The sequence below is a fragment of the Pseudomonas sp. LAM2023 genome (genome assembly GCF_016620375.1).
Classification (GTDB): Bacteria; Pseudomonadota; Gammaproteobacteria; order Pseudomonadales; family Pseudomonadaceae; genus Aquipseudomonas; species Aquipseudomonas anuradhapurensis.
This window is the reverse complement of the sequence record NZ_JAENHV010000017.1, coordinates 192,081-207,887: the sequence shown is the minus strand read 5'-3', so window position 1 is coordinate 207,887 and position 15,807 is coordinate 192,081. Positions and strand designations below refer to the sequence as shown.

Here is a 15,807-nt window from a genome sequence, read left to right as displayed (position 1 = left end):
AAATGCATTGCGGGTGGGCCGGGCTGGCAGAACCGGTGCTACCGCCGATCATGGATAAACGACCTGGAGGGCCATGGCCGTGGGACGTCTGAACCGCGTTCTTGTCGCCTTGACCCGCTGGGGGCTGGGCATTTGCGCCCTGCTGGCAGTCCTGGTGGCGCTGTATGTCAGCCTCGGCCGCGAGCTGGTGCCGTTGGTGGCCGAGTACCGTGCCGATGTGCAAAGCAAGGCCGAAAAAGCCCTGGGCTTGCCCGTGCACGTCGGTGCCCTCGAGGGCCGCTGGAGCGGCCTGGCGCCGGTGTTGCAGGTACGCGACCTGCAACTGGGCGAGGGCGCCACGGCCCTGCGCCTGGATGACGTCAAGGTGGTGCCTGACATCTGGGCCAGCCTGACGACAGGCGAAGTACGCCTGGCCCGCATACAGCTGGGCGGCCTGCAACTGATCCTGCGCGAGAACGAGCAAGGCAACTGGGCCCTCGAAGGCCTGCCGAAGAAGGACGATGCGCCGCTCGACCCCGCCGAACTGCTGCAGCGCCTGCGCCAGCTGGGCCGCATCGATGTGTTCGACAGCCAGGTCACCTTGCACCCCTGGCAGCGCGACCCATTGACCCTCACCTATGTCAGTGCCGGCTTGCAGGCCGGTGCTTCGCGGCAGTCCCTGGAGCTGCGTGCGACCTTGCCTGATGGCCAGCCCCTGGCGCTGAACCTGCGCAGCCGCGCCTCGGCCAGTGCCTGGCGCGACGGCCAGGTCGAAGCCTACCTCAGCTTGCCGCAGAGCGACTGGGCACGTTGGCTGCCGCCACGCCTGCTCGGCCAGTGGCATGCCGACAGCTTGCGGGCGGGGGGCGAGTTCTGGGTCGACTGGCAGCAAGGGCAGTTGCAGCAGGCCGTGGTGCGCCTCAATGCCCCCGAGCTGCATGGCGCCTATGCCGGGCGCAAGGCGGCCAAACTGCACAACCTTGCCCTGGGGGCCTGGTTCCAGCGGCGCGAGCAAGGCTTCGACGTGGTGCTCGATTCGCTGGCCATGGATATCGGCAAGACCCGTTGGGAGTCGCACCTGCAGTTGCAGCAGCGTCCTGGCGAGAGCGCTGCCGATGAGCGCTGGCAGTTGCAGGCCGACCGCCTCGACCTGACGCCGCTGACCCCCTTGATCGACGCCCTGGCGCCGTTGCCGGACAAGGTCATGGCGGTGGTCGATGGCCTCAAGGTGACTGGCGCATTGCGCAACGTGCGGTTGGAAGCCAGGCCCAAGGCCGAGGGCGACCAGCGCCTGCAGTTCGCAGCCAACCTGGAGAAGGTCGGCTTCGACGCCTATCACAATGCGCCGGCTGCCGGTAACGTCAGCGGCAGCATCAGCGGTGACCTTGGACATGGCGAGCTGCGCCTGGACACCGACGCGTTCATGCTGCATCTGTACCCGATCTTCGCCAAACCCTGGCACTACCAGAAGGCCAATGCACGCCTGACCTGGACTTTGGACCAGCAAGGTTTCACCCTGGTCGCGCCGTACCTCAAGGTACTGGGCGAGGAAGGCAAGATCGCCGGCGACTTCCTGATCCGCCTGCTGTTCGAAGAAGGGCGTGAGGACTACATGGACCTGCGGGTCGGCCTGACCGAAGGCGATGGCCGCTATACCGCCAAGTACCTGCCCGAGGTGCTCAGCCCGGCCCTCGATGAATGGTTGCGCAGTGCAATCGTCAAAGGCACGGTGGACGAAGGCTACTTCCAGTACCAGGGCTCGCTGAACCATGGCGCGGCGCCGGAAGCGCGCAGCATCAGCCTGTTCTTCAAGGTGCGTGATGCGGCGCTGGACTTCCAGCCCGGCTGGCCGCAGGTGCAGCACGTGGATGGCGATGTGCTGATCGAGGACAGCGGGGTACGGATCAAGGCCCAGCGTGGCGTACTGCTCGATACCAAAGTCAGTGATGTGAGCGTCGATATCCCGCATGCCGAGGCGGGCCAGCCCAGCCACCTGTACCTCGATGGCGCCTTCGACGGCAGCCTCGGCGATGGCCTGAAGATTCTCAAGGAAGCGCCTATCGGCACGGGCGAAATGTTCGCCGGCTGGGAGGGCGAGGGGCCACTCCAGGGCAAGGTCAGGCTCGACATCCCGCTGGCACATGGGCAGCGGCCGAAAGTGCAGGTGGACTTCGCCACCCACGATGCACAGCTGAAAGTGGCGCCACCAAGCCTGGAGCTGAGCAACCTGAAGGGCGACTTCAGCTTCGATTTCGACAAGGGCCTCAGTGGCAAGGGCATCAGCCTGCAGGCTTTCGGCAAACCGGTGACGGCGCAGATCACCGCCGAAGGCCAGCCAGGGCAGATACAGTCGCGCATCAATGCCAATGGCCGGGTGTCGCTCAAGGCGCTGACCGACTGGCTGCAGTTCAAGCAGGCTTTGCCAGCCTCCGGCGAGCTGCCGTACCGCTTGCAGCTTAGCCTGGGGGGCCGCGACAACCGGCTGAGCGTCAACTCCAGCCTCAAGGGCCTCGCCATCGACCTGCCGGCACCGTTCGGCAAGGCAGCGGCGGAAACCCGTGACGGTCGGTTCAGCATGACGCTGCAAGGTCCGGAGCGGCGCTTCGATGCGGCATACGCCGACCTTGCCCGCTTTGCCTATGCGGCGCCGGCCGACAAGTTGGCCCAGGGGCGTGGCGAGCTCGTGCTGGGCGGCGGCGATGCGCAGCTGCCTGGCGGCCAAGGCCTGCGTGTGCGCGGTCGCCTGGACACGCTGGACCTGGCGCCCTGGCAAGATCAGGCTGCACGTCTGGGCGGCGACGACCCGGGCGGCAGCGCGCGGCAGAATCTGCAGGGCGTCGACTTGAGCATCGGCCAGTTGAAGGCGTTCGGCATGGACCTGAACCAGGCCGTGGTGCGCCTGGCCCGCGGCGGCCCAGCCTGGGACCTGCGCCTGGACAGCAAGGAGGTCATCGGCAACGCCCGGCTTGCGGATGCCAAGGGTGCGCCGCTGCTGGTGCGGCTGCAGAGCTTGCGCCTGCCGGCTGCCAGCGCTGCCGAGCAGCAGGCAGAAGACGGCGTGGACCCGCTGGCTGCCTTCGACCCACGCAAGGTCCCGGCGTTGGACCTGAGCATCGACAAGCTGTATCGCGGTAACGACCTGTTCGGCAGCGCATCGCTCAAGTTGCGGCCGACCGCGCGTGGTGTAAACGCCAGTGATATCGACCTGGCCTTCAAAGGCCTGCATATCAACGGTGGTGGCGGCTGGGAAGGCGAACCGGGCAGCACCGGCAGCTGGTACAAGGGGCGTCTGGACGGCAAGAACCTGGCAGACGTGCTCAAGGCCTGGGGCTTTGCCCCTACCGTGACCAGCCGCGAATTCCGCCTGGATGTGGATGGCCGCTGGCCGGGTTCGCCGGCAGCCGTCGGCCTCAAACGCTTCTCCGGCAGCATGGACGCGGCGCTGCGCACCGGCCAGTTCGTCGAGGTCGAAGGCAGCGCCCAGGCGCTGCGGGTATTCGGCCTGCTCAATTTCAACTCGATCGGCCGACGCCTGCGCCTGGACTTCTCCGACCTGTTCGACAAGGGCCTGGCCTACGACCGGGTCAAAGGCCTGCTGGTGGCCAGCGATGGCGTCTACGTGACCCGCGAGCCGATCGCGGTGACCGGGCCGTCGAGCAATTTCGAGCTGGATGGCACGCTGGACATGGTGAACGACCGGGTCGATGCCAACCTGCAAGTGAGCCTGCCAGTGACCAACAACCTGCCCCTGGCGGCGCTGATTGTCGGCGCGCCAGCGGTAGGCGGGGCGCTATTCCTGGTCGACCGGCTGATTGGTGACCGGGTGTCGCGTTTTGCCAGTGTCCACTACCGTGTCGAAGGGCCATGGAAAGAGCCTAGAATCACATTTGTGAAACCTTTCGAGAAATCCCGCCAGGAGTAACCATGAAGGCAGCGGTCATCCAGATGGTCAGCCAGGACGATGTGCTGGCCAACCTGCAACGCGCCGGTGCCCTGCTGGAGCAGGCAGCATTCGGCGGCGCGCGTCTGGCCGTGCTGCCAGAAAACTTCGCCGCCATGGGGCGCAAGGATGCCGCTGCCCTCGGCCGCGCCGAAGCATTGGGCGAAGGGCCCATCCTGCCATGGTTGAAACGCACCGCCCGCGACCTCAGGTTATGGATCGTCGCCGGTACCCTGCCATTGCCGCCGGTCGGGCAGCCTGAGGCGAAGGCCCATGCCTGCTCGCTGCTGATCGACGAACACGGTGAGGTGGCGGCACGCTATGACAAGCTGCACCTGTTCGATGTGGACGTTGCCGACAACCGTGGCCGTTACCGGGAGTCTGACGACTACGCCCATGGCGGCCAGGTGGTGGTAGCCGATACGCCGGTAGGGCGAGTGGGGCTGAGCGTATGCTACGACCTGCGCTTTCCCGAGCTTTACAGTGCACTGCGTGCCGCAGGTGCCGAGCTGATCACGGCGCCGGCCGCCTTCACCGCGGTAACCGGGGCGGCGCACTGGGAAGTGCTGGTGCGCGCCCGTGCCATCGAAACCCAGTGCTACCTGCTGGCAGCAGCGCAGGGCGGGACCCACCCGGGGCCACGGGAAACCCATGGCCATGCGGCGATCGTCGACCCCTGGGGGCGCATCGTCGCGGAACAGGCGCAAGGCGAAGCAGTACTGCTGGCCGAGCGCGACATCGACGAACAAGCGTCCATCCGGGCGCGCATGCCGGTGCTGTCGCACCGGCGCTTCTTCTCGCAGGACGCGTTGCGGCCTGCGCACACCTCGGAGTGACTATGAGCCAGATGTTATCCACCGTCAGCGAACATCTCCTGGCCCCAGGCGGCTTGACCCTGGACAGCCTGCAGAGCGTGCTGGGTGAGTTGGCCGGCCCCGGCATCGATGCCGCCGACCTGTATTTCCAGGAGCAGATCTCGGAAACCTGGGCGCTGGAAGACGGCATCGTCAAAGAAGGCAGCTTCAACCTGGACCAGGGCGTGGGCGTGCGTGCCCAGTCCGGCGAAAAGACCGGCTTTGCCTATAGCAACGCGATCAACCTCGAGGCACTGACCTCGGCGGCCCGTGCCGCCCGTTCGATTTCGCGCGCCGGGCAGAACGGCAAGGTGCAGGTGTTCCATAGCCAGGATGTGGCCGCCCTGTACCCGGCGGACAACCCGCTGGATGTGCTGAGCCGCGCCGAGAAGGTCGAGCTGCTCAAGCGTGTCGACGCCGCCACCCGCGCCCTCGATCCGCGCATCCAGCAGGTCAGCGTGAGCATGGCCGGGGTCTGGGAGCGCATCCTCATCGCCGCCGCCGATGGCAGCCTGGCCGCTGATGTGCGCCCGCTGGTGCGTTTCAACGTCAGCGTCATCGTCGAGCAGAACGGCCGTCGCGAGCGCGGCGGGCAGGGCGGGGGCGGGCGTACCGACTACCGTTTCTTCACCGACGAACGGGTAATGGGCTATGCCCGCGAGGCGCTGCGCCAGGCCCTGGTCAACCTCGAGGCTATCCCGGCGCCGGCCGGTACCCTGCCGGTGGTGCTCGGGTCGGGCTGGTCGGGCGTGCTGCTGCACGAGGCTGTCGGCCATGGCCTGGAAGGCGACTTCAACCGCAAGGGCAGTTCGGCGTTCAGTGGCCGTATCGGCGAAAAAGTGGCGTCGAGCCTGTGCACCATCGTCGACGACGGCACTCTGGAAGGCCGCCGTGGTTCGCTGAGCGTGGATGATGAAGGCACACCGACCGAGTGCACCACGCTGATCGAAAATGGCGTGCTCAAAGGCTACATGCAGGACAAGCTGAACGCCCGCCTGATGGGCATGGCGGTGACCGGCAACGGCCGCCGCGAATCCTACGCCCACCTGCCGATGCCACGCATGACCAATACCTATATGCGGGCTGGCGAAAGCGACCCACAGGAAATCATCGCCTCGGTGAAAAAAGGCATCTACTGCGCCAACCTGGGCGGTGGTCAGGTGGATATCACCAGCGGCAAGTTCGTGTTCTCGACCAGTGAGGCCTACCTGATCGAAGACGGCAAGATCACCGCGCCAGTAAAAGGGGCGACCCTGATCGGCAATGGCCCGGAGGCGATGAGCCGGGTGTCGATGGTTGGTAACGACCTGGCGTTGGACAGCGGGGTAGGGACCTGCGGCAAGGACGGGCAGTCGGTGCCGGTCGGGGTCGGTCAGCCGACCTTGAAGCTGGATGCGATCACGGTTGGCGGTACCGGGGCGTGATGGCTTCGGGGACCGTTGTGGGAGCGGGCGTGCCCGCGAAGCAGGCGACGCGGCGCATGGCACCGGCTTCGCCGGTGTTCGCGGGCTTGCCCGCTCCCACAGGAGCCCGGGCTGTCAGCGCAAGCCGCGCTGCAATTCGTCGAGGTCGCGGATGTACTTGAACACCTTGCGCGCAGCGGCAGGTGGCTTGTTCCGCGCTTTTTCATGCTGGGCATGGCGCACCAGCGAGCGCAACTGCTGGCGGTCGGTATCGGGGTATTCGTTGACGAAGCGTTCGAGGTCTTCGTCGTTACCGTCGATCAGTCGGTCGCGCCAGCGCTCCAGGCTGTGGAAACGCTCGTTGTACTGGCGCGTGGAGCTGTCCATCTGTTCGAGCAAGGCGTGGATGGCATCCAGGTCCTGCACACGCATCAGCTTGCCGACGAACGACATGTGCCGTTTGCGCGCGCCGTGAGCAGTGTGCTTGCTGGCCTCGGCCAGGGCCTTGCGCAACTCGTCGGTCAACGGCAGGCGGGCCAGGGTATCGGCCTTGAGCGTGGTAAGGCGCTCGCCGAGTTCGACCAGCGCATGCAATTCACGCTTGATCTGGGTTTTGCTTTTTTCGCCGTCGAAGGCGTCGTCGTTTGAATCAACCATGGTGGCAGTCCGCTAGAAATCGCCGCCATGATAACCAGTCGGGGGCCGCTTGTCCGGCCCGGTCGTAGAATGATCCTTGCCGAACGCAGAATTTGAGTGGAGAGAACCATGAGTGCAGTCCAGAGCGTAGGTCCGAAGGACCTGCCAGCATTGCAGGAGCAGGTCGAGGCGATCATCGCCGAGGCGCGCCGCCAGGGGGCCAGTGCCTGCGAAGTGGCGGTGTCGCTGGAGCAGGGCCTGTCCACCACGGTACGCCAGCGCGAGGTCGAAACGGTCGAGTTCAATCGCGACCAGGGCTTTGGCATCACCCTCTATGTCGGCCAGCGCAAAGGCTCGGCCAGCACCTCGGCCAGTGGCCCGGAGGCGATTCGCGAAACCGTTGCCGCTGCCCTGGCGATTGCCAGACATACGTCCGAGGATGCCTGTGCCGGCCTGGCCGATGCGGCCCTGATGGCCCGCGAGTTCCCGGACCTTGACCTGTACCATGACTGGGATCTGGAGCCCGAGAAGGCCATCGAGATGGCGCTGGCCTGCGAGGCGGCGGCATTCGATGCCGACCCACGCATCCTCAACGCTGACGGCACCACCCTCAATACCCATCAGGGGTGCCGCGTGTATGGCAACAGCCATGGCTTCATCGGTGGCTACGCCTCGACCCGGCACAGCCTGAGCTGTGTGATGATCGCCGAAGGCGACGGGCAGATGCAGCGCGACTACTGGTACGACGTGAACCGCCAGGGCCAGCTGCTGGCCGACCCGCGTAGCATTGGTGTGCGCGCTGCCCAGCGTGCCGCCAGCCGCCTGGGCGCGCGGCCAGTACCGACCTGTGAAGTGCCAGTGCTGTTTTCCGCCGAGCTGGCGGGTGGCCTGTTCGGCAGCTTCCTGTCGGCCATTTCCGGCGGCAACCTGTACCGTAAGTCGTCGTTCCTTGAGGGGACCATCGGCCAGCGCCTGTTCCCCACCTGGCTGACCCTCGACGAGCGCCCGCACATTCCGCGTGCGCTGGGCAGTGCCGCGTTCGATGGTGATGGCCTGGCGACCTATGCCAAGCCGTTCGTCGACAAGGGCGAGCTGGTCTCCTACCTGCTGGGTACCTATTCCGGGCGCAAGTTGGGGCTGCCAAGCACGGCCAATGCCGGCGGCGTGCACAACCTGTTCGTCAGCCATGGCATCGAAGACCAGGCGGCGCTCATCCGGCGCATGGGCCGCGGGCTGCTGGTGACCGAACTGATGGGGCACGGTCTGAACATGGTAACGGGCGATTATTCGCGTGGTGCGGCGGGCTTCTGGGTCGAGAATGGCGAGATCCAGCATGCGGTGCAGGAAGTGACTATCGCCGGCAACATGAAGGACATGTTCCAGCAGATTGTGGCGATTGGCAGCGATCTTGAAACCCGCAGCAATATCCACACCGGTTCGGTGCTGATCGAGCGGATGACTGTGGCGGGTAGCTGATTCGCTGCGGGTGGCGGCCTCTTCGCGGGTGAACCTGTGCACAGGCCCAGTCCAGACGGAAGACAATCCAATCCCGGCGCTCACGCCGGGATTTTTGTTTCCGCCCCTGCCCCTTGAAGTGATATAGATTCTCAATTAATAATGAATGTCATTATCTGGCAACCCGGCGATGATGTTCATGAAACCCGCTCTCCGCGAACTGCCCTACCTGGACAACTGGCGCTGGCTCAGTCGACGCATACGCTGCGCGCTCGACCCCGACGAGCCGCGGCTGATCGAGCATTACCTGGCCGAAGGCCGCTACCTGGTGTGCTGCACCGAAACCTCGCCATGGACCGTGGCCCTGACCTCGTTCCGCCTGCTGCTGGATACCGCCTGCGATCGCATGTTGCCCTGGCACTGGCGCTGCCAGTGCCTGGACCAAGCCTGGCGCCCGCTGCTGGACCTGCGCAACCTCGATCGCCAGGCGCACAACCAGCGCTGGCAACCCTATGCCCTGCAGTTGGCCAATTGCCGCCTGCTGCCGTCGTATTCCCCCGATGAACTGATGCAAGGATTGTGAACATGAGTGATACCCGTATCGAGCGCGACAGCATGGGCGAACTGCAGGTGCCGGCCCAGGCCCTGTACGGTGCCCAGACCCAGCGCGCGGTCGACAATTTCCCGATCAGCGGCCAGCGCATGCCGGCCCAGTTCATTCGGGCGCTGTTGTTGGCCAAGGCCGCGGCGGCCAAGACCAACGTCGAGCTGCAACAGCTGTCTGCAGCGCAGGGCCAGGCGATCGTCACGGCAGTCGAACAACTGTTGGCGGGGGAGTTCATCCAGCATTTCCCGGTGGATGTGTTCCAGACCGGCTCTGGTACCAGCTCGAACATGAACGCCAACGAGGTGATTGCCACCTTGGCCAGCCGTGTCCTGGGTGATGCTGTCAGCGCCAACGACCACGTCAACTGCGGCCAGAGCAGCAACGACATCATCCCTACCACCATTCATGTCAGCGCGGCGTTGGCCCTGCATGAGCAACTGCTGCCGGCCCTGGCGCATCTGGTGGAGGTCATCCAGGCCAAGTCGCAGCAAGTGCATCAGTACGTCAAGACCGGCCGTACCCACCTGATGGATGCCATGCCGGTGCGCATGAGCCAGGTGCTGGATGGCTGGGCCGCGCAACTCAACGGCGCCAAGGCGCATATCGAAGCTACCCTGCCGAGCCTGCAGGCGCTGGCCCAGGGCGGCACTGCGGTGGGTACCGGCATCAACGCCCACCCGCAATTCGCTGTCGGCTTCGCCCGCCAACTCAGCAGCCTGACCCGGGTCGAGTTCACCCCCGGGCAGAATCTGTTCGCCTTGATCGGCTCGCAGGACACCGCCGTGGCCCTGTCCGGTCAGCTCAAGACCACCGCGGTGGCGCTGATGAAAATCGCCAACGACCTGCGCTGGATGAACTCCGGGCCATTGGCCGGCCTGGGTGAGATCGAGCTGCAAGGCCTGCAACCGGGCTCTTCGATCATGCCGGGCAAGGTCAACCCGGTCATTCCGGAAGCCACCGCCATGGTCGCCGCCCAGGTGATCGGCAATGACGCCACCATCGCCATTGCTGGCCAGTCCGGTAACTTCGAGCTGAACGTGATGCTGCCGGTGATCGCCCGCAACCTGCTGGAAGGCATCGAGCTGATGGCCAACGCCAGCCGCCTGCTGGCTGACAAGGCCATCGCCAGCTTCAAGGTCAACGAAAGCAAACTCAAGGAAGCCTTGGCGCGCAACCCGATCTTGGTCACGGCGCTGAACCCGATCATCGGTTACCTGAAGGCTGCTGAAATTGCCAAGACCGCCTACAAGCAGGGCCGACCGATCATCGACGTGGCCCTGGAGCACACCGACCTGTCGCGTGAGCGACTGGAAGCGCTGCTGGATCCGGAGAAACTCACCGCTGGCGGCCTCTGATCCTGCGTCATCGCCCTGGTGGCCGGCGTCGAGCGGCTCCCTGGGCGGGTATACCGTACTTCGAGGTTATCCGACGTGGGCTTATTCGCCTTCGTCGAAATAGTTGTTGATCAGTTCGACCAGCGCCTCCATGGCTTCGTTGTCCTGGTCCCCTTCGGTATGCAGGTGCACCTGGGTGCCTTTGCCAGCCGCCAGCATCATCACCGCCATGATGCTTTTGCCATCCACCAGCTTGTCTGGCGCGCGGCCCACCCTGACCTGGCAGGGGAAGCGGCCGGCCACGCCAACGAACTTGGCTGCCGCCCGGGCGTGCAGCCCCAGCTTGTTGATGATGGTGATTTCACGGGCGGGCATCGTGGGGCGGATCCTTGGGCTAGAGGTCGCGGTGACGGACCTGGACGTTTTTCAGGGATTGCTGCAGCAACTGGCCGAGGCGCTCGGTGATGTATACCGAACGGTGATGACCACCGGTGCAGCCGATGGCGATGGTGACGTAGGCACGGTTGCTGGCGGCGAAGCGGGGCAGCCACTTCAGCAGGTAGCTGGAGATGTCGTTGAACATTTCTTCGACGTCCGGCTGTGCGGCCAGGTAGTCGATCACCGGTTGCTCGAGGCCGGAGTGTTCACGCAACTCGGGCTTCCAGTAGGGGTTGGGCAGGCAGCGTACGTCGAACACCAGGTCGGCATCGACCGGCATGCCGCGCTTGAAACCGAACGACTCGACCAGGAACGCAGTACCAGGCTCGGGCTGGTTGAGCAGGCGCAGCTTGATGGAGTCGCGCAGCTGGTACAGGTTCAGGCTAGTGGTGTCGATCTTCAGGTCGGCCAAGTCGGAAATCGGCCCCAGCAGCTCGCTCTCAACGCGGATTGCCTCGGCCAGCGAACGGTCGGCATTGGTCAGCGGGTGGCGCCGGCGGGTTTCCGAAAAGCGCTTGAGCAGCGTGTCTTCGTCGGCATCCAGGAACAGTACGTCGCACTGGATATGCCGGGCACGGGCTTCTTCGAGCAATTGAGGGAAACGGCTCAGGTGGCTGGGCAGGTTGCGTGCGTCGATCGACACGGCAACCTTGGGTTGCAGCAGCTCGGTGTTGATCAGCGCGTTTTCCGCCAGTTGCGGCAGCAGCCCGGCGGGCAGGTTGTCAATGCAGTAGAAACCGTTGTCTTCCAGGACATCGAGGGCGGTGCTCTTGCCGGAGCCGGACCGGCCGCTGACGATGATCAGGCGCATGTTCAGTGCTCGTTCTGTACGTCCAGGACAACCTGGAACAGGGCCTCGCTGCTGGTGGCCGCACGCAGGCGGTCACGCACTTCCTTGCGATCAAGCATGCTGGCAATCTGCCGCAGTAATTCCAGGTGAGCATCGGTCGCGGCTTCCGGTACCAGCAGGACGAACAGCAGGTCCACCGGAGCGCCATCGATCGCGTCATAGTCGATGGGGGCTTCCAGGTGCAGCAGGGCGCTGACCGGAGCGGAGCATCCTGGGAGCCGGCAGTGCGGGATGGCAATGCCATTACCGAAACCGGTCGAGCCGAGTTTCTCCCGGGCGACCAGTTTTTCGAAGACGTCCTGCATCTCCAGTTCTGGTACTTGGTCGGCGATGACGGTGGCGACCTTTTCAAGGGCGCGCTTCTTGCTGCCGCCCGGCACGTTCACCAGGGAACGGCCGGGGGTCAGGATGGTTTCAAGTCGGATCATGGATGAGGGGGATCAGCGGGCAGCTGCACCTTGCAGCAGGCTTTGCTGTTTTTCCTTGTGTTTTTTCAGTTGGCGGTCGAGCTTGTCGGCCAAGGCATCGATCGCTGCATACATGTCTTCGTGTTCGGCGTTGGCAACCACTTCGCCGCCGGGAATCTGCAGGGTCGCCTCGACCTTCTGTTGCAGCTTCTCGACCTTCATGATGACCTGCACGTTGGTGATCTTGTCGAAGTGACTTTCCACCCGAGCGAGTTTTTCAAGCACGTAATCGCGCAGTGGCTGGGTGACTTCTACATGCTGTCCACTGATATTGACTTGCATACAGCTTCTCCTTTGTTGCCCGTGCATAAAGAGGCAGGTCTTGCACCTGCCCCACAAACGCTGTGGCGCATCTCAGGGGCTACATCAGTCGCTTGCGTTCGCTCGACGGTGCGATGCCGAGAGACTCGCGGTACTTGGCGACGGTGCGACGGGCTACCTGGATGCCTTGTGCCTCCAGTAAACCAGCGATCTTGCTGTCACTCAATGGCTTTTTCTGATTTTCCGCCGCAACCAGTTTCTTGATGATCGCGCGGATCGCCGTGGACGAGCATTCTCCGCCTTCGGAGGTGCTGACGTGGCTGGAGAAAAAGTATTTCAGTTCGTAGATGCCACGTGGCGTGTGCATGTATTTCTGCGTGGTAACCCGCGAAATGGTCGATTCGTGCATGCCGACCGCCTCGGCGATGTCATGCAGCACCAGGGGTTTCATCGCTTCGTCGCCGTGGTCGAGGAAGCCGCGCTGATGCTCGACGATCTGCGTGGCCACCTTCATCAGCGTCTCGTTGCGGCTTTGCAGGCTCTTGATGAACCAGCGCGCTTCCTGCAGCTGGTTGCGCATGAAGGTGTTGTCGGCACTGGTATCGGCCCGGCGCACGAAGCCGGCGTACTGCGGGTTGACGCGCAGGCGCGGGATGGCTTCCTGGTTCAGCTCCACCAGCCAGCGGTCATTGTCCTTGCGCACGATGACGTCGGGCACCACGTATTCAGGTTCGCTGGACTCGATCTGCGAACCGGGGCGCGGGTTCAGGCTCTGCACCAGCTCGATGACCTGGCGCAGCTCGTCTTCCTTGATTTTCATGCGCCGCATCAGCTGGCTGTAGTCGCGGCTGCCGAGCAGGTCGATGAAATCGGTGACCAGGCGCTTGGCTTCGGTCATCCACGGGGTATTGGCTGGCAGTTGGCGCAGTTGCAGCAGCAGGCATTCGCCCAGGTTGCGGGCACCGACGCCGGCCGGTTCGAACTGCTGGATGCGGTGCAGCACCGCTTCGACCTCGTCCAGCTCGATATCCAGCTCGGGGTCGAAACCGGCACAGATCTCCTCGAGGGTGTCTTCCAGGTAACCCTGGCCGTTGATGCTGTCGATCAAGGTGACCGCAATCAGCCGGTCGGTATCTGACATCGGTGCCAGGTTCAACTGCCACAGCAGGTGGCTTTGCAGGCTTTCGCCGGCCGATGTCCGCGTGGTGAAGTCCCATTCGTCATCGTCGTTGCTGGGTAGGCTGCTGGCGCTGGTCTGGTAGATGTCTTCCCAGGCGGTGTCCACTGGCAGCTCGTTGGGAATGCGCTCGCTCCACTCACCGTCTTCAAGGTTGTCGGCACTGGTGGTGCTTTCCTGGAAGCTGTTGTCCTGGACTTCGGCGGCCGGTTTGTTCTCGGCGTTGTCCGCCATCGGGTCGCTGTTGTCGAAGTCGTCGCCGTCTTCCTGACGTTCGAGCATCGGGTTCGACTCCAGCGCTTCCTGGATTTCCTGTTGGAGGTCCAGGGTGGAGAGCTGGAGCAGGCGGATGGCCTGTTGCAACTGCGGCGTCATCGTCAGTTGCTGGCCCATTTTTAGGACGAGCGATGGTTTCATGGCTGGGGCTTAATACCTTGTTCGCCGGCGCGCATGCGCCATCCACTACACGAGGGCGCCAGGGCGCCAGATCAAGCAAGTTTTATGCCTTAAATTGTAGCGTTTGCCTAGAGTACCGTAACAACTTTACCCGCGATTGCAGGGTGAATTGCCGGCACTCCAGGCGCGCACTGGGTTCAGAGCCGGAACTCGTGGCCCAGGTAAACCTCTTTGACCAGGTCGTTGGCCAGGATGGTCTCGGCATCGCCTTCGGCGATGAGCCGACCATCATTGACGATATAGGCGGTTTCGCAGATATCCAGGGTTTCGCGGACGTTGTGGTCGGTGATCAGCACACCGATGCCCTTGGCCTTGAGGTGGTGGATGATCTGCTTGATGTCGCCGACGGAAATCGGGTCGACACCGGCAAACGGTTCGTCCAGCAGGATGAACTTGGGGGCGGTCGCCAGCGCACGGGCGATCTCGACGCGACGGCGCTCGCCACCGGACAGGCTCATGCCGAGGTTGTCGCGAATGTGGCTGATGTGGAACTCCTGCAGCAGGCTTTCCAGTTCCTTGCGGCGGCCTTCGCGGTCGAGGTCCTTGCGGGTCTCGAGAATGGCCATGATGTTGTCGGCCACCGACAGTTTGCGGAAGATCGAGGCTTCCTGCGGCAGGTAGCCGATACCGGCGCGGGCGCGACCGTGCATGGGCTGGTGGCTGACATCGAGGTTGTCGATCAGCACGCGGCCCTGCTCAGCCTGGACCAGGCCGACAATCATGTAGAAGCAGGTGGTCTTGCCGGCGCCGTTGGGGCCGAGCAGGCCGACGATCTGGCCGCTGTCGATCGACAGGCTGACGTCACGTACGACTTGCCGCCCCTTGTAGCTCTTGGCCAGGTGCTGGGCTTTGAGGGTTGCCATTTACTCGGCCTTCTTCTTGGGCTGGATCACCATGTCGATACGCTGACGCGGCGAAGTCACGTTGCCACCACGACCGGCGGTCGCCACCTGGGTCTTGGTGTTGTAGACGATCTTCTCGCCTTCGGTGGTGTTGCCTTCGTTCTCGACCTTGGCGCGATCGGTGAGGACCACCATGTCCTTCTGCGCCTGGTACTGGATGGTAACTGCCCAGCCTTTCATCTTGTCCGGCTTGGCTGCGCTCTGCTGCTGCTCGAAGTAGGCCAGGTTGCCCACCGAGGTCACCACGTCGATGTCGCCAGAGGCGGAACGGGTGATGGTCACGGTGTTGCCTTTGATCATCATCGAACCCTGGGTGATGATCACGTCGCCGGTGTAGGTGGCCACGCCCTGCTTGTCGTCCAGGTGGGCGTTGTCGGCCTGGATGCGGATAGGCTGGTCACGGTCATTCGGCAGGGCGAGGGCGCTCGCGCTTCCCAGTGCTGCGCTCAGGCTGAGCAAAAGGGGGAGGGTTTTAACGAGCCTCATACTGTCCTCTTACGTTAGAGAGCAAGTCCATCTTGCCTTCTTTCAAATACGCTTTCATTCCTTTACCCGTAGTCGTGCCACCGGCGCCGTCGATTCTAACGGCTTGCTCGGTCTGCGCATATTGCTTCTGCGGGAACACGGTCATGCGTGAGCTGGTAATGATGGTTTCGCGCTGTTTTTCGTCGGTGCGGGCAACCCGCACGTTGTCGATCAGTTCAACTTCGCTGCCGTCCGGGTTGACCTCGGCGCGGGTGCTCTGCACGTGCCAGGGGAACGCGGTGCCGCGGTACAGGTGCAGGTCCGGCGTGGTCAGCAGGGTGATTTCGCTGGCCTTGAGGTGCTCGACCTTGTCGGCGGTCATTTCGTACTGCAGCTTGCCGTCGGGCAGGAACTGCACGCTGTGGGCGTTGACTGCGTAGTAGTCGATGGCGCTCTTGTCGACCTGCGCTACCGGTTTGTCGAGGAAGCTTTCCGGGCTGACATTCCAGTAGCCGATCGCCACCAGCAGGGCGGCGATCACCGCGAGCAGCGCAATGTTGCGGGCTTTCTTGCTGAACATGGG

General features: G+C 63.9%; 15 protein-coding genes. 6 read left to right on the top strand and 9 right to left on the bottom strand.

Translation table 11 applies throughout. The features are described 5' to 3' along the window. The first annotated feature begins 73 nt into the window (after positions 1-73). The 3 genes from JKP78_RS10920 to tldD are packed head-to-tail and all read left to right on the top strand — an operon-like array spanning position 74 to position 6,197. A complete protein-coding gene (locus JKP78_RS10920) occupies positions 74-3,901 on the top strand; it encodes a YhdP family protein (RefSeq protein WP_200626654.1) in 3,828 nt (1,275 codons plus the stop codon). A 2-nt stretch (positions 3,902-3,903) separates the two neighbouring features. Further along, complete coding sequence (locus JKP78_RS10915) at positions 3,904-4,755, top strand: carbon-nitrogen hydrolase family protein (RefSeq protein WP_186686213.1); 852 nt, start codon at positions 3,904-3,906, stop codon at positions 4,753-4,755. A 2-nt stretch (positions 4,756-4,757) separates the two neighbouring features. Next, complete coding sequence (gene tldD, locus JKP78_RS10910) at positions 4,758-6,197, top strand: metalloprotease TldD (RefSeq protein WP_200626653.1); 1,440 nt, start codon at positions 4,758-4,760, stop codon at positions 6,195-6,197. A 114-nt stretch (positions 6,198-6,311) separates the two neighbouring features. Here the strand turns inward: tldD and yjgA are convergent, their stop codons facing one another. Then, the gene (gene yjgA / locus JKP78_RS10905) at positions 6,312-6,833 is read right to left on the bottom strand and encodes a ribosome biogenesis factor YjgA (RefSeq protein WP_003255152.1); all 522 of its coding nucleotides are present in this window, start codon (positions 6,831-6,833) and stop codon (positions 6,312-6,314) included. A gap of 108 nt (positions 6,834-6,941) precedes the next feature. Here yjgA and pmbA point away from each other — a divergent pair, with 108 nt between their 5' ends. The 3 genes from pmbA to JKP78_RS10890 all read left to right on the top strand — a co-directional run bounded on the left by pmbA (position 6,942) and on the right by JKP78_RS10890 (position 10,229). Further along, positions 6,942-8,288, top strand: coding sequence for a metalloprotease PmbA (pmbA, locus tag JKP78_RS10900; protein ID WP_200626652.1), 1,347 nt, complete (start codon positions 6,942-6,944; stop codon positions 8,286-8,288). A 169-nt stretch (positions 8,289-8,457) separates the two neighbouring features. After that, positions 8,458-8,850 carry a FagA protein gene (locus JKP78_RS10895; RefSeq protein WP_186686422.1) on the top strand — a complete coding sequence of 131 codons (393 nt, stop codon included), beginning with the start codon at positions 8,458-8,460 and terminating at the stop codon, positions 8,848-8,850. A 2-nt stretch (positions 8,851-8,852) separates the two neighbouring features. Next, entirely contained in the window at positions 8,853-10,229 is a 1,377-nt protein-coding gene (locus JKP78_RS10890) for a class II fumarate hydratase (protein WP_186686206.1), read from the top strand. A gap of 81 nt (positions 10,230-10,310) precedes the next feature. Here JKP78_RS10890 and JKP78_RS10885 read toward each other — a convergent pair whose 3' ends face one another. The 8 genes from JKP78_RS10885 to lptC all read right to left on the bottom strand — a co-directional run bounded on the left by JKP78_RS10885 (position 10,311) and on the right by lptC (position 15,804). Beyond that, positions 10,311-10,583, bottom strand: a complete 273-nt coding sequence (locus tag JKP78_RS10885; protein ID WP_170028403.1) for an HPr family phosphocarrier protein — start codon at positions 10,581-10,583, stop codon at positions 10,311-10,313. Positions 10,584-10,602: 19 nt separating this feature from the next. Next, positions 10,603-11,457 (bottom strand): RNase adapter RapZ, encoded by an 855-nt coding sequence (gene rapZ, locus JKP78_RS10880; protein ID WP_170028404.1) that lies wholly within the window; start codon positions 11,455-11,457, stop codon positions 10,603-10,605. Positions 11,458-11,459: 2 nt separating this feature from the next. Then, positions 11,460-11,924 (bottom strand): PTS IIA-like nitrogen regulatory protein PtsN, encoded by a 465-nt coding sequence (gene ptsN / locus JKP78_RS10875; RefSeq protein ID WP_170028405.1) that lies wholly within the window; start codon positions 11,922-11,924, stop codon positions 11,460-11,462. Positions 11,925-11,936: 12 nt separating this feature from the next. After that, positions 11,937-12,245 carry a ribosome hibernation-promoting factor, HPF/YfiA family gene (gene hpf / locus JKP78_RS10870; RefSeq protein ID WP_003255135.1) on the bottom strand — a complete coding sequence of 103 codons (309 nt, stop codon included), beginning with the start codon at positions 12,243-12,245 and terminating at the stop codon, positions 11,937-11,939. A 79-nt stretch (positions 12,246-12,324) separates the two neighbouring features. Beyond that, positions 12,325-13,818: an RNA polymerase factor sigma-54 gene (locus JKP78_RS10865; RefSeq protein WP_170028406.1), complete on the bottom strand. Its 1,494-nt coding sequence runs from the start codon at positions 13,816-13,818 to the stop codon at positions 12,325-12,327. A gap of 176 nt (positions 13,819-13,994) precedes the next feature. Continuing rightward, positions 13,995-14,720, bottom strand: coding sequence for an LPS export ABC transporter ATP-binding protein (gene lptB / locus JKP78_RS10860; RefSeq protein ID WP_012270657.1), 726 nt, complete (start codon positions 14,718-14,720; stop codon positions 13,995-13,997). Continuing rightward, positions 14,721-15,245 (bottom strand): lipopolysaccharide transport periplasmic protein LptA, encoded by a 525-nt coding sequence (gene lptA / locus JKP78_RS10855; protein ID WP_170028407.1) that lies wholly within the window; start codon positions 15,243-15,245, stop codon positions 14,721-14,723. Then, entirely contained in the window at positions 15,232-15,804 is a 573-nt protein-coding gene (lptC, locus tag JKP78_RS10850) for an LPS export ABC transporter periplasmic protein LptC (RefSeq protein ID WP_170028408.1), read from the bottom strand. Before lptC ends, lptA begins: the two co-directional genes overlap by 14 nt. Between the last annotated feature and the right edge of the window lie 3 nt (positions 15,805-15,807).